A 13,405-nucleotide genomic window follows, 5' to 3' on the forward strand; every position below is an offset into this window, starting at 1 on the left:
TAAAACTTCAGTCCGATCGTCCGGCCGGCGATACGACGGGTGCGGGCCGCCTAGATCGGGTTGATCGATCGCTTTTTCGGCGGCCAGTCCCGGTCGCGGCCGTCGTCGGCCCGGTCGAACGCCCGTCGGATTCGGTCACGCGTCTCTTCGGGTTGGACGACGCCGTCGACGCCGACGCGTGCGGCCGCGCGGACGGCGTCGGTCCTGTCTTCGAACTTGTCGATCAGTTCCCGCCGGCGGCTCTCGGGGTCGTCGGCCGACTCGATCTCGTGTCTGTAGGCGATGTCGACTGCGCCTTCGATCCCCATCGCCGCGAGTTCGGCCGTGGGCCACAGCACCGTCAACTCGGAGTCGAGCGAGCGGCCGCCGCCCATGGCGACGTAGCCGAACCCGTAGCCGCGTCGCAACACGACGTTGGCGATCGGGACCGTCGCTCGAGCCAGTTCGAACGGGAGTTTCGCGGAGTGGCGTGCGATCCCCTCCCGTTCGGAGTCCGGGCCGGGCAGGATACCGGGCACGTCGGTCAGGGTGACGATCGGCAGTCCGAACGCGTCACAGACGGCCGCGAAGTGGGCGGCCTTCTCCGAGGCGGCGGTATCGATCGTCCCCGCTTTGAACCGCGGATTGTTCGCGATGACGCCGATCGGCTCGCCCTCGAGGCGGGCGAACGCCGTGACGATGTTGCGACCGTACGTCGGTTTGAGTTCGAACGTCGAGTCCCGATCCACGATGCCCTGAATGATCGCGTCGATATCGTAGCCCTTTCGCGGACTCGAGGGAATGATCTCGCGCAACCCCTCTCGAGCGCTCTCCGTCGGCGGTGTCGGCTCGACGGTCGGGGGCTCACACTCCGCGTTTCGCGGCAGGTACGAGAGGTACGTCCGGATGGCATCGAGACACGATTCGTCGTCCTCGCAGGCGAGGTCGGCCATCCCGGTCTCGGTCGTCTGGAACCGCGCGCTGCCGAGTTCCTCCTTGGTCCCCTCGACGCCGAGGGCGGACTCGACGAGCGAGGGGCCGGCGACGCCCATCGTTCCGGTCCCCTCGACGATGGGGACGAAATCCGAGAGCGCGGCGAAGTTCGTCGGCGCAGCGAAGGCCGGCCCCATCATCGCGGAGACGACGGGGACCCACCCCGAGAGCGCCGTCTGGAGGTTCGAGAAGCCGTTGTCGCCGCGAGCGAACGGTGCCGCGTCGAGCCCCTCCTGGATCCGGTGGCCGCCGCCATCGTGCAGCATGATCAGCGGGGTACCACGCTCGAGTGCTCGTTCGGTCACGCGCGCGATCTTCCGACCACCGGCGTGGCCGATCGAGCCGCCCTTGACGGTAAAGTCCGTCGCGAAGATGGCGACGGGTCGATCGTCGATCCGACCGAATCCCGTGACGACGCCGTCGGCCGGTGCGTCCTCGCGCTCCCAGTCGGTCGTCTCCGGCGTCGTCGGCATCGGCGCGGCGAGCCGTCCGATCTCGTCGAACGACCCCTCGTCCAGCAGGTACTCGATTCGCTCTCGAGCCGTGAGCTTGCCGAGGCCGTGTTGGTACTCGACGGCGTCGTCCCGGGCGTCGTCCGAGAGCGCGTCTTTCGCGTCGGCGACGGCCTCGAACGGATCGTCGTCGGTCATTCGAGGAGTCGCTCCCTGAGTTCGACCTTTCGCATCTTGTTCGTCTCCGTCGTCGGGATTTCGTCGACGATAAACGTCTCGTCGGGGTGCATGAACGACGGGATCCGTCCCTCGAGATGCGAACTGATCGTCGCTTCGGTCACCGACTCGTCGCCGCGGGGTTCGACCGCGAGCCCGATCCGATCCTCGCCGCCTTCGGGCGCCGGAATCGGGAACACGGCGGCCGCTTCGACGGCGTCGTGAGTCGAGACGGCGTCTTGAATCTGCATCGAGGAGATGTTCTCACCGCGCCGACGGATCACGTCGCCGAGCCGATCGACGAAGTAGAAGTTGCCGTCTTCGTCGCGATAGGCCGCGTCGCCCGTGTGAAACCACAGGTTCGACATCGCCTCGGCCGTCCGCTCGGGTTTCGCGTGATAGCGCTCGAGTAACAGCCCTGGCTGTTTCGGTCTGATACAGAGTTCACCGACCTCGCCGGTCTCGACCGCACGATCGTGTTCGTCGAGGACGGCGACCTCGGCGATGTCTTCACGAACGCGACCCATGTAGCGCTCCTCGTCGACGCGCTCGACGACGGGCAGGTTCATCTCGCGGGCTCGCTCCTCGACGGCGGCGGGCTCGAGGCCGCGGCGGTACGACGGCGGCGTTCCGCCCGCGTCGTCCGTGCGAATGACGCCGACGATCGGCGACCCGGTCTCGGTCTGGGCAAAGGCGACGGTCGCGATCTCGAATCCGAAGCGTTCGGCCAGGTCCTCGTACTCCTCGGGCAGTGGCTGCATGTGGACCTTGTTGAGCGTGTTCTCGTGGTCGGAGTCGGTCCGCGGTGCGTTCATCAGCCACGGCATCATCACCGAGATGAGCGTCACCGACGTCGCCTCGTAGGTGTCGATGCGGTCCCAGAACTCCTGTGGGGAGAACCGGTCCCAGAGCGCTACCGTTCCGCCCGCGACCAGCCCGGCGACGACGTCGGCGTAGACGCCACCGATGTGATACAGCGGGAGCGAGGTGTGGACGACATCGTCCTCGTTCAACACGGCGCGTTTGGGCGCGATGTAGTTCGCGAAGATCCACCGGTGGGGAATAACGACGCCCTTCGGCATCCCCGTCGTCCCGGAGGTGTAGACGATACTCGCAGTGTCGTGCCAGGCGACGTCGACGTCTGGATCGGTCGCCGGCTGTTCCCGCAACTCGTCGAACGACGTCGCTTCGAGGCTCGTCTCCGGACTCGGTCCGTCCGTCTCGATCACGACGAGTTCGGGGTCGGTCTCGAGGCCGTCGCGGACGGCCTCGAAGCGGTCGAGATACCGGTCCTCGAGGACGAAGACGTCGGGGTCGGTATCGTCGAGTTGGTAGGACAGCGTCTCGCCTTCGTACTCGAAGTTGATCGGCGAGTAGACGCCGCCGGCCTTGTTGATCCCGAACATCCCATGCAGGGTCTCGAGCGGATGGGCGGCCATTACCGAGACGTTCGATCCCCGTTCGACGCCCAGCTCGCGGAGGCCGTTCGCGATCCGGTTCGCGGTCGCGTTGAGTTCGTCGTACGTGACGTGGGTGTCGTCCGGGCCGTAGATCAACGCCGTTTCGTCCGGGATCCGATTCGCTCGCGCCCGGAGCATGCTGTCGACCGTGATCTCGTCGATGGGTCTATCGTCTAGTGTGCTTGCGATTCCCATACTCACAAATCGACAACCACCTTTGATAAACGTTCTGGTGAATTACACTGAGTCGCGGCGGTTCGCTGTCAGTACGCTACGAACTGCCATAATTATTATATGGTGGTGTATTATACCGTGGTATGAGATGTCACAACAGTACGATAGCGACCGAGTAGACGATGGCACGGGCTCGACATCGGGGTTCTTCCGACTCGACCGACTGTCCGCCGGGATGCTTGGCGTCGCGGCGATCCTCATTGCAGTCGCGTATGCACCGCTGCTCACGGGCGTCGAACTGATGATCGCCGGGCAGCCGTGGCTCCTCCTGTCTCAGCCGATCGTAATGGTCGTCCTCGGAACCCTGTTCGTTGCGGCGACGTACTACGTCGAACGTCGGGGCGGTGAGACGGCATGAGCCAAGCCAGCGAACTCGCGATCGTTCTGGGATATTTCCTGGTTATCCTCGGGATCGGCTACTACTTCAAAGATCACCGCTCGGGCGAGGAGTACTGGTCGGCGGGCGGGGAGATCGGCACCGTGATGAACACGCTCGCGATCTTCGCCGCCTTCGCGAGCGGCGGGACGTTTCTGGGCTCGATCGGGTTCGCGTACACCTTCGGGTTGCCGTTCGGCTGGACGGCGATCACCGGCTCCGTGGTCGGGTTCATCGTCGCGGCGATTCTCGTCGCCAAACCGATGCGACGCGTGGACGCGTACACGATCACCGACGTCTTCGACTTCCTCTATCGGGATCGACGGATCAATCTCCTCGTTCCGATCGTCGTCATCCTCGCGTTCGTCCTGTACATGGTCGCACAGCTCAAGGCCGCCGGCGTCGTCACGGAGTATCTCCTCGGGATCGGCTATCTCCCGTCGGTTATCGTCATCGGCCTGATCTTTATCGCGTACGTATCGCTCGGCGGCATGTGGGCGATTACGGTCACCGACGTCCTTCAGGGCGTGCTGATCTGGGGGCTGATGCTCGTCATGGCGGGTATTGGGTTCGCCTACTACGGGTTCTCGATTACCGCCCCCGGCGCTGCGACGCCAAGCTTGCTCGAGATGGCACCGGTCCATCCGGCCTCGTATCTCGGGTTCTTCGTCATCTGGGCGTCGACGGTCGCGATCCTCCCCCACATCGTGATGCGGGTCCTCTCGGCCGACAGCCCGAAATCGGCCAAGATCGCCTACAGTTGGGTCGCGATCCTGTACGCCGTCTTCAGCGTCATCGCCTTCTACATCATTCCCTCGGTCGCGCTCAGTATCGACCCGAACCTCGCCGATCCCGATCTCGCGCTCGTCGTCGTGATGGAATCGCTGTTGCCGGCCGTCGTCGCGGGGCTGGTCGCGGCCGCGATCCTCGCCGCGGTGATGTCGACGACCGACGCGCTGTTGCTCGCGATGTCGGCGTCGATCGCGAACGACATCTACGGGACGGTCCTCAACCCCGACGCCTCGGACGAACGGGTCGTTCGTCTCGGGACCGTCGCGACCGTCGGCGTCGGCCTCGTCTCCATCGCCATCGCCGCGCTCGATCCGCCGAGCGTCCTCGTTGTCCTCTACACCGACGCGACCGGGATGATGGCGGCCGCGTTCTTCTTCCCGCTCGTCCTCGGTATCTGGTGGAAGCGGACGACGACGTCCGGCGCGCTCGCCGGGATGGTGACCGGACTCCTGAGCTACGTCGGGGCCTGGCTCTTGCTGCCCATGTTCTCGGCGATTCTGCTCGCCTTACCGCTCTCGCTGTGTGTCACCGTCGCCGTGTCGCTGGTCACGGATGCACCCTCGGTCGAGAAGGTCGAACGACTCCGCGACGAACTGGGACACGAAGACGCAGGCTGGTAACGACGATCAATGAACGCACAGCGCTCACTCGTGCGACGATTCGTCGACACGGTTCTCGTCGGGAACCGCTGGCGAACGTTCTGTGGCTGTTCGCAAGCGACGCTCCTCGAGGGGCTTACTGAAGCGCTCGAGGACCATGGCCTGCCGTTCGAGATCGATGAGCGGTCGCCCTCGGGTACCGACCGATTCCTGTACGGCAGCGATGCCGATGGGGTTCGCGTGACTATTACCGAACCGTCCGAGACCGAACTCACCGTCGTCCCCGTTACTGCCGACCCGGTCTCACGCACAGTACTCTCGATGGCCGTCCGCGAGGACGTTCGCGAGCGAACGACTGCCGGCGTCTGTCTCGTCGACGTCTCGCCGCTGCCGGACGACGAGGGCGAACTGGCCGCCCTCATGCGGACGGTCATGGATCGCCTCGAGCGTGACCCGTGGGATCTCGCCGATCATCCGCGGTTCAGGCTCGCGGTCGTACAGCGGTACAAAATCCGAGCGAAGTGGCGGTACTGGTCGCGACTGGACGCGGCTGGCGGTTCGGTGTCGACCTCGTACTGACCGAGACCCCATCGTTGGAATCGCATCAGTCCGGCGTGATTCAGATAGGTATGTCGGTTTCGAATACTAGTTCGCACTTCGACATATACGGCCGACCCTGACGCAGTCCGTTTCGGATACCTGCCCGATCTCGTACCGCGTTTCGTGGTTTCTCGTTCCTGTGAGACGAACGCAACCGGAACGACGGCCAACGTTCGCCGTCAAAGCAGCGCTTCTGATCCCGTGAGTGTGGATTTTCCACGATATGGGGTTCGTATCCGTTCGAAAACGGGCAGTAAGACGCTGGAACTGAGGTTCCCCATATATCTATAAAAAATATTAATAATTCGTTGTAGTCCGTCATATTATACAAGTCCACCGAGCATCGGCTGTGACATCGTCCGGCGAAACACCACGGCGGTCGCCGTGAGGTAACTCGACAGTCGGCGAAACGTGATCGTTCCGACTTCTCCTGTCAGCTCCCGTCTGCAACTGCGTCCACATCGGCCACGAGTGGGACCTCGACTTCTTCGAGAACGAGTTCGAACGCCTGCCGGCGTTGTCCGCCGGGGGACGGAACCATCGTCGTCTCGAGGACCCCGATCGCCTCGAGTCGGTTGAGACGCCGATACACGGTCGGGCGGGAGGCACCTGTCTCATCGGCGATCTCGCGGGCAGGGACGGATCCCGTGCCTACTGCCGCGAGGATCTCGGTCGTGTAGTCCTCGGCCAGCACTGCGAGGAGGGCGTCGATATCGATCGAACGCTCTGTATCGCTCGAGACGGCCCCGAGCGCGGGATCGGATCGTGATTTGGATTCGGAATCGGACATCGGGTACGTCGTTCGTACCAGTTGGACGGTCGTGTAGTGTCTCGCTACTATTCGGCACTCCCGATCGAGACCACCCTCTAGCTATGCAGGGTCGATGTTGCGGTCGCGTTCAACGCGATCGCTCGCTTCGATCGCGAGCCCATCGCTGCCGAACTCGAGTCGCACTCGATCGACGGCGATGTGATATCGCTGCCGGTGGTGACCGTCCGCCCGGACGCTCATCGCACTCCGGACGAGTCCCGCGTCCTCGAGGCTGTCCAGTCGGCGGTATACGGTCGCACGGGAACTGTCCGTGCACTCTGCCAACTCCGTCGCCGAGAGCTGATTTCCGTCGAGTTCGTCCAGGAGACGCCGGGCGTGATCGTCGCTCAGGAGGTCGAGCGCTGTCTCGGTGTCTATCACCGTCTCGTCGTTCTCGGACGGGGTCGGCCGTCTCTCCTTACGGGCGGGATCTGCCTTCGACATCGATAGTCGTTGATTCGGCGGGACGGTCCCTGTACGGTGGTGCTACCAGTCGCAACGGTCTCGTCACGCGACTCTAGCTATCCGCAGCGACGTCGTCCGACCGCGGTCCGATCGTACCGGGATATTAATACGGTGACGGCTTACCGACCTGTAAGATGGGAAACGAGATGCGCGTGACAGCGCCCCGGGTCCTCATGGTCGACGACGAGAAGAAGGTGGCCGACGCGTACGCCCTCCGTCTCGAGGACGTCGCCGACGTGACCGTCGCGTATGATGGCGAGGAAGCCCTCGCGGTCGTCGACGAGCAGCCGGTACCCGACGTCGTCCTGCTCGATCGACACATGCCCGGTCTCTCGGGGGACGAGGTCCTCGATCGCCTCCGAGAACGGGATCTCGAAACGCGGGTCGTCATGGTGACGGCGATCGATCCCGGACTGGACATCGTCGACATGCCGTTCGACGACTACCTCTCGAAGCCCGTCGAGCGCGACGACCTCCGAGCGGCCATCGACCAGCAGTGTCAGGTCCTGGCGTACGAACTCCTTGGCGAGTACTTCCGTCTGGAGTCGACGCGAGCGGTCATCGACGCCGAACTCCCCGCCGACGAGATCGAACGCGACGATCGGCTCGCCGACCTCGAGGCGCGCCGGGCCGCTATCGAGGAGCGCGTTCTCGGTCTCCTCCCCGACGCCGAGGAGTTGCTGACCGAGTTCTCGGGTATCGACCGCGGCCGGTACTGACTCGAGTTACGTCCCGTCGGTCGCACTCGGTTCCGCGTCGTCTATAGCCGCATCCGAACCGCCTGCCTCCGTCGCCGAGTCGGCGTCGAAAAAGGCCTCGACGAGTTTCTGCTCCGCCCGCCGGAGGTGATACAGCATCGTCGATCCGGCAATGTCGAGCGTCTCCGCCACCTCCGCCGAACTGCTCCCGCGCGGCGACGTGAAGTAGTCCGACAGGTGGGCAGTCCGAAGCACCGTTCGCTGTCTGTCGGTCAACTGCTCGTCGAGGGTGTCTCGAAACCCCTCGGTCGGCTCGGGCGCTCGAGTCGTCTCCCGTTTGGCGACCAGTTGCGTCTCCGAAACGACGGCGTCGACGGCCTCGAGCAGCCGTCGGACATCGCCGTCGGACGGGACTTCGGCGACGAGTCGGGCCGACTCGATGCCGTACTCGCCGCCCTCGATCGTCGCACCCCACGCCGCGAGCGCGGTCACCGGTGTGTCGCCGCTGACGGTCGCCTGGAGGAGCGGTTCCGTCTCGTCCCGTATCCGCCGCACGTTGGCGACGGCCTCGCAGTCGGTCAGTGATTCGTCGACGCCCTCGAGCGGGCCGTCGGCAGTGAGATAACAGACGACCGCGCCGTCGCCGCGCGGGATCGCCCCCGCCAAGGACAGGGCGCGGTCGGCCTCGCGTGCGGCACCGACGAACGGGACCGTCTCGCCGCGGACTTCGACGGTTACCTCGGTACCCGTGTCGGCGACCAGTAGGTCCTCCTGTTGGCCGGCATTGATCGCGAACCCTGCGACGCCGCCCAGCGTCTCGAGGGCGACTCGCTCCTGATCGCTGAATCCGTCTTCCCGGTCGGTGTATACCGTTACGACGCCGTAGACGGTCCCCTGGTACGCAAGCGGGACCGCCAGACACGACTGGAGGCCGTGACCGAACGCGGCTCGACGGATCCCGCGGGGAACGGTATCGTCCTCGGCGATCGCCTCGTGACGTTGCGTCTCGCCGGACGTGACCGCGGCTTGGCCCGGGACGGTGCGCTCGTCCTCGAGGCTCTCGCCGATCCGCTCGCACAGGTTGGCTGCATCGCCAGCCGCGGCGAGTACTCGGAGACGTTCCTCGGAGAACGACCGGTCGCCGACCCAGGCGAACCTGTAGAGGTCGGTGCCGCCCAACTGCTCGCAGACCGTCCGAGCGATGTCCGAGCGGTCCGACGTGCCGATTACCTGCTGTAACACGGTCGCGACCAACGAGTTGATCCGCTGGATCCGATCGAGTCGCTGGTCGATCCGATCGACGGTCTGCTCGGTTTCCTTGCGCGGTGTGCGGTCTCGGACGTAGACGAGCGTTCCCTCGTCGACGTGAACGTCGACCGCAAGCCACCGGTCGATCAGCGGGTAGTACTCCTCGAAGGAGGCGGGCGTCGGCGACGGGCCGCCGAAGGCCTCCCGCAGCGTCCCGTCGGCCGACTTCGGGAAGCACTCTCCGATCGCCGTCCCGCGTATCGCGGACGGGTCGGTCTCCAGTAGCGTCGCAGCGACGTCGTTGACGTCGACGACGCGTCCGTCGGTCGTCGTCTCGATGATCCCGATGGGAGCCCGTCGTAGTCGGTCGTCCATCGCGTCCGAATCGATACCGCCTGCCGTCGTCTCGTCATCAGACCGGTCAGTCATCGTCTGTGATCGGGCGAAACTCGAACGTCGCACCACCGCATGCTCCTTCGGCAACCGAGACCGTCCAGTCGTGCGCGTGGGCGATCTGCTCGACGATCGTCAACCCGAGACCGGTTCCGCCCCCCGCGTCGGTCGACGAGTAGCCGGGTTCGAACACTCGCTCGCGCTCGTCGGCCGGAATTCCGGGCCCGTCATCGGCGACAATAAACCCACGGTCGGCGCTTTCGACCCGGACGCGGACCGGTTCGTCACAGGCCGATTCGGTCGCGTCCGGACCGTCTGTCGAACTGTGTTCAGTATCCTGACCAGCGGCCGAGCCAGGGTTCGTCGAGCCGTGTTCGACGGCGTCCTGCTGAGCGTTCGAAGCAGGGCTTGTCGAGCCATGCTCGACTGCGTTCCGGAACAGGTTCTCGAACAGCCGCTGGAGCCGGTCGGGATCGGCATCGAGCCGCGGGAGGTCCTCGGCGACCTCGAGCGACGCGGCCTCCGTCTCGACGGTCGCCCAGGCGTCCGATGCAACGGCATCGATCGCGACGTTCTCGGAAGCATCGATCGCGCGGTCCCCGCGGGCCAGCGTGAGCGCGTCTCGAATGATCCGCTCCATCCGGTCGTGGGCCTCTTCGACCTGATCGAAGTGGTCCGTCTCGCCGGTCTCCCGCGCCGCCCGGAGGTGTGCCTTCGCGACGTCGAGCGGGTTCCGCAGGTCGTGCGTGATGACGCTCGCGACGCGGTCGAACTCGACGGGATCGGCGCTCGTCGGTTTCAGTTCGGTTATCAGGACGTACCCGTCAACCGCGTCCCCGCCGTCCGCTCCGTCGCTGGTATCGTCGTCGCTCGAGCGGCCGACGCTACGAAGCCGGATCGGGCGACGTTCAGCGTCGCCCGTTCGGACACCGACCTCGATATCGATCGCGTTCCCGGCGGCGAGCTGATCGCAGGCAGCTGCCACCTCCGATTCGTCGACTGCGCGGCTCCGACGCAGCCATTCGCGGACGTTCGTTCCGGTCGACGCCGCGTCGAAGGTCGCATCGAACGCATCGTTCGTCACTTCGATCTCCGGCGTTCCGGCCGAGGCGTCGTACCCCATGACCGGCACCGGAACGGCGTCGATCGTGATGGCGTCGGACTCGTCCGCCCGACCGTCATCACGGCGGTCCGTCATGGAGATCACCGACGCCCGGCCGCTGGGGCGGCGCGCCCGTGGTGATTCGTTCGACGCGTCGCAACGGCCGATCGAACCGCTACTCGGCGTACTGCTGTGGAGATCATACACTCATCGTTGTAACCCTGACCCATAGACGCACACCCTAGTAATAACGAAAACCGATCTGAAACGTCTTTCGACTGTCCGACATGACGCGCAACGGTTGGGGTCCCAGCAAACGGTGTTTCTCGGCGTGACACACGGCGGCGGTCGTTTTCTTCCCCGTATCCGAAGCCGCGACTATGGCAGCGATCACCGCGAACGGGGTATCGAAACGATACGGAACGGTCACGGCACTGGATCGCGTCTCCCTTTCGGTCGAGGAAGGGGAAATATTCGGGTTCCTCGGCCCGAACGGTGCCGGCAAATCGACGTTCATCAACGTCCTGCTGGATTTCGCTCGGCCGACCGACGGCTCGGCCGAACTGTTCGGTCGCGACTGTCAGGCCGACGGCGTCTCGGCGCGCGAGCGCGTCGGCGTCCTCCCCGACGGCTACTCGGTGTTCGACCGACTCACCGGTCGCCAACACGTCGCGTACGTCGTCCGGTCGAAAGACGCCGACGACGACCCCGCCGAGGTCCTCGAGCGCGTCGGGATTTCGGCGGCGGCCGACCGGCCGGCAAGCGACTACTCCAAGGGCATGAAACAGCGCCTCGTTCTGGGAATGGCGCTCGTCGGCGAGCCCGATCTCCTGCTCCTCGACGAGCCGACGACGGGGCTGGACCCGAGCGGAGCCGCCGAGATCCGATCGATCCTCCGCGAGGAACGCGACCGCGGCGCTGCGGTCTTTTTCTCGAGTCACATCCTCGAGCAGGTCGAGGCGATCTGCGACCGCGTCGGCATCTTGCAGGACGGCGAACTGGTTGCCGTCGATACGATCGACGGGCTTCGACAGTCGATCGGCGGCGGGACCAAGCTCCTGATCGACGTCGGCGAACTGGACGACGCGACGACCGAGGCGGTCCGCGGCGTCGACGGCGTCGAGACGGTGACCGTCAGCGACGGGACGACGCTCGAGGTCACGTGTACGAACGACGCGAAGATGGACGTCGTGGTCGAACTCCAGCGCCGCGGTGCGGACGTGATGAACTTCCGGACCGAGGAGGCCTCCCTGGAGGAGATGTTCCTCGCGTACACGGGGGGCAGTCGGGAATGAACTGGCGGGTCATCGCCCGAACGGACGCCGCGCTCGCTTCGGCACCGCGGTCGACGCGACTGGTGCTTGTACTCCCGGCCGTCACGATTCTCGCGGCCGCGTATCTCTATCCCGTGTTTGGGTCCGACCCGATTACGACCGCCCGCTTTTCCGGGTTCGTCGACGGCTGGCTCGCGACCGTCGTTCCCCTGACCGGCGTCTTGCTGGGCCACGACGCGGTCGTGAGCGAACGCGAGTCCGGCTCGCTGTTGCTCTCGCTGTCGCTGCCGCACGGACGTGGCGACTTCGTTCTCGGGAAAGTCCTGAGCCGCGTCGGGCTGGTAAGCGGCGTCGTCCTCGTCGCGATGGTCCTCGGTGCCGGACTCGTCGTGTATCCTTTCGGCCGACTCGAGGTCGTGCAGTTCTGCGGCTTCGTCGTGACGACCGTCGCTTTCGGGGCGATCTGGACAAATCTCGGAATCGCCGCGTCGCTCTCGACCGCGACCAAACAGCGCGCGTTCGTGGTCGCGTTCGGGCTCTTCTTCCTGTTCGTCCTGGTCTGGGACGCCATCGCCGACGGGCTCCAGTACGGACTCGACAGGGCCGGACTCGTCGATGGGAGCCTTCCCGACCCCGTCCAGTTCGTCTTCGGCCTCGAGCCCGGGGCCGTCTTCCAGCGGGTCACTGCGGGCTTTTTCGATCCGAGTACGAGCGTCGACGGTCCGTGGTATCTCGGCGAGTGGGTCGCACTGGCCGTCTTCGGCCTGTGGCTGTTCGGGCCCTTGACGGTGACCTACAGCCGCTTTGCCGGCAGTGATCTGTCATGAGTTGGCGGACCGTCGCACGCAAGGATATCCACGACGCCCGCCGCGCCCGAACGCTCTGGCTACTGCTCGGACTGCTATCGATCCTGTTCGGCGGCTACGCCGTCGCGTACGCTACCGTAGACGATGGGACGTTCGCGGGGTTCGTCACGGGTTCGATCGGACTCGTCGACGGGGTCCTGCCGATACTCGGGCTCTTACTCGGCTATCGGTCGATTTCCGACGACCGGACTGACGGGAGCCTCTTGCTTTCGCTGTCCCTGCCGCAGTCCCGTCGGGAGTTGCTCGTGGGAACGGCGGTCGGTCGGACGGTTACGTTGCTGGGACCGACACTCTTCGGACTGTCGATCGCCGGACTGTACGCGGCGCTGCGGTACGGGAAAGCCGGTGCGATCGCGTATCCGTGGTTCCTGTTCGCCACTGCCCTCTACGGCGCGTCGTTCGTCGCGATCGCCGTCGCACTTTCGGCGTCGACTACGACGGATCGCCGGATCACCTACGGTGCAGTCGGTGGCTACCTCCTCCTGGTGGTCCTCTGGCGAACCCTTACGTCGATCGCCGTGACGGTGCTTCACCGGTTCGACACGAGTCTAGGCCTGCCCGACTGGGTGCTGTTCCTCCAGTTAGTCGAACCCGGCGAAGCGTACGCTCGCCTCCTCTCGGTGGGATTCGAGGTCGAGCGGGCGAACCGGTACGTCGGGAACGGGACGCCGGCGTTCGTCGACTGGTGGGCCGCACTGGCGGTACTCGTCGCCTGGATCGCGGTACCGCTGCTGGTCGGCTCCCGTCAGTTCGAGCGCGGTGATTTGTGAACGATCGGCCCGTTTCTCTCCGCTGCCGGCGGTGAGAGCCATCGGACGGCTGCTCTCTTGGTCGGCCGAGACCACCG

General features: G+C 65.3%; 13 protein-coding genes. 7 read left to right on the plus strand and 6 right to left on the minus strand.

All coding sequences use genetic code 11. From position 1 onward, the window contains the following. Positions 1 to 50: 50 nt before the first annotated feature. Both ACSBP4_RS06505 and ACSBP4_RS06510 read right to left on the minus strand, forming a co-directional pair. On the minus strand, positions 51 to 1,622 hold the full coding sequence (locus tag ACSBP4_RS06505; protein ID WP_049967048.1) for an acyl-CoA carboxylase subunit beta: 1,572 nt from the start codon (positions 1,620 to 1,622) through the stop codon (positions 51 to 53). After that, on the minus strand, positions 1,619 to 3,295 hold the full coding sequence (locus ACSBP4_RS06510) for an AMP-binding protein (RefSeq protein WP_049967049.1): 1,677 nt from the start codon (positions 3,293 to 3,295) through the stop codon (positions 1,619 to 1,621). The genes ACSBP4_RS06505 and ACSBP4_RS06510 overlap by 4 nt, the downstream gene beginning before the upstream one ends. A 127-nt stretch (positions 3,296 to 3,422) precedes the next feature. Here ACSBP4_RS06510 and ACSBP4_RS06515 point away from each other — a divergent pair, with 127 nt between their 5' ends. The 3 genes from ACSBP4_RS06515 to ACSBP4_RS06525 are packed head-to-tail and all read left to right on the plus strand — an operon-like array spanning position 3,423 to position 5,680. Continuing rightward, positions 3,423 to 3,692, plus strand: a complete 270-nt coding sequence (locus ACSBP4_RS06515; RefSeq protein WP_435551693.1) for a hypothetical protein — start codon at positions 3,423 to 3,425, stop codon at positions 3,690 to 3,692. Beyond that, positions 3,689 to 5,122, plus strand: a complete 1,434-nt coding sequence (locus tag ACSBP4_RS06520; protein WP_435551694.1) for a sodium:solute symporter family protein — start codon at positions 3,689 to 3,691, stop codon at positions 5,120 to 5,122. Before ACSBP4_RS06515 ends, ACSBP4_RS06520 begins: the two co-directional genes overlap by 4 nt. A 9-nt stretch (positions 5,123 to 5,131) precedes the next feature. Further along, on the plus strand, positions 5,132 to 5,680 hold the full coding sequence (locus tag ACSBP4_RS06525; RefSeq protein WP_049967051.1) for a hypothetical protein: 549 nt from the start codon (positions 5,132 to 5,134) through the stop codon (positions 5,678 to 5,680). 454 nt (positions 5,681 to 6,134) lie between these two features. On the opposite strand, the gene ACSBP4_RS06530 is transcribed toward ACSBP4_RS06525, so the two are convergent. Then, the gene (locus ACSBP4_RS06530; protein ID WP_049967052.1) at positions 6,135 to 6,491 is read right to left on the minus strand and encodes an ArsR/SmtB family transcription factor; all 357 of its coding nucleotides are present in this window, start codon (positions 6,489 to 6,491) and stop codon (positions 6,135 to 6,137) included. 81 nt (positions 6,492 to 6,572) lie between these two features. Next, positions 6,573 to 6,956 carry an ArsR/SmtB family transcription factor gene (locus ACSBP4_RS06535; RefSeq protein ID WP_435551695.1) on the minus strand — a complete coding sequence of 128 codons (384 nt, stop codon included), beginning with the start codon at positions 6,954 to 6,956 and terminating at the stop codon, positions 6,573 to 6,575. Positions 6,957 to 7,111: 155 nt separating this feature from the next. On the opposite strand from ACSBP4_RS06535, the gene ACSBP4_RS06540 reads away from it, so the two are divergent. Beyond that, on the plus strand, positions 7,112 to 7,696 hold the full coding sequence (locus ACSBP4_RS06540) for a response regulator transcription factor (protein WP_006648181.1): 585 nt from the start codon (positions 7,112 to 7,114) through the stop codon (positions 7,694 to 7,696). Between the two features lie 6 nt (positions 7,697 to 7,702). Here ACSBP4_RS06540 and ACSBP4_RS06545 read toward each other — a convergent pair whose 3' ends face one another. Both ACSBP4_RS06545 and ACSBP4_RS06550 read right to left on the minus strand, forming a co-directional pair. Continuing rightward, a complete protein-coding gene (locus ACSBP4_RS06545) occupies positions 7,703 to 9,352 on the minus strand; it encodes a bacterio-opsin activator domain-containing protein (RefSeq protein ID WP_049967054.1) in 1,650 nt (549 codons plus the stop codon). Continuing rightward, positions 9,345 to 10,514 (minus strand): sensor histidine kinase, encoded by a 1,170-nt coding sequence (locus tag ACSBP4_RS06550; RefSeq protein ID WP_435551696.1) that lies wholly within the window; start codon positions 10,512 to 10,514, stop codon positions 9,345 to 9,347. Before ACSBP4_RS06550 ends, ACSBP4_RS06545 begins: the two co-directional genes overlap by 8 nt. A 284-nt stretch (positions 10,515 to 10,798) precedes the next feature. On the opposite strand from ACSBP4_RS06550, the gene ACSBP4_RS06555 reads away from it, so the two are divergent. The 3 genes from ACSBP4_RS06555 to ACSBP4_RS06565 are packed head-to-tail and all read left to right on the plus strand — an operon-like array spanning position 10,799 to position 13,328. Further along, positions 10,799 to 11,713, plus strand: a complete 915-nt coding sequence (locus ACSBP4_RS06555; RefSeq protein ID WP_373633567.1) for an ABC transporter ATP-binding protein — start codon at positions 10,799 to 10,801, stop codon at positions 11,711 to 11,713. After that, positions 11,710 to 12,519, plus strand: coding sequence for an ABC transporter permease (locus ACSBP4_RS06560; RefSeq protein WP_435551697.1), 810 nt, complete (start codon positions 11,710 to 11,712; stop codon positions 12,517 to 12,519). Before ACSBP4_RS06555 ends, ACSBP4_RS06560 begins: the two co-directional genes overlap by 4 nt. Next, on the plus strand, positions 12,516 to 13,328 hold the full coding sequence (locus tag ACSBP4_RS06565; RefSeq protein WP_435551698.1) for an ABC transporter permease: 813 nt from the start codon (positions 12,516 to 12,518) through the stop codon (positions 13,326 to 13,328). Before ACSBP4_RS06560 ends, ACSBP4_RS06565 begins: the two co-directional genes overlap by 4 nt. The last annotated feature ends 77 nt before the right edge of the window (positions 13,329 to 13,405 follow it).

The sequence above is a fragment of the Natrinema sp. CGMCC1.2065 genome (assembly GCF_051225675.1).
Lineage (GTDB): Archaea > Halobacteriota > Halobacteria > Halobacteriales > Natrialbaceae > Natrinema > Natrinema thermotolerans.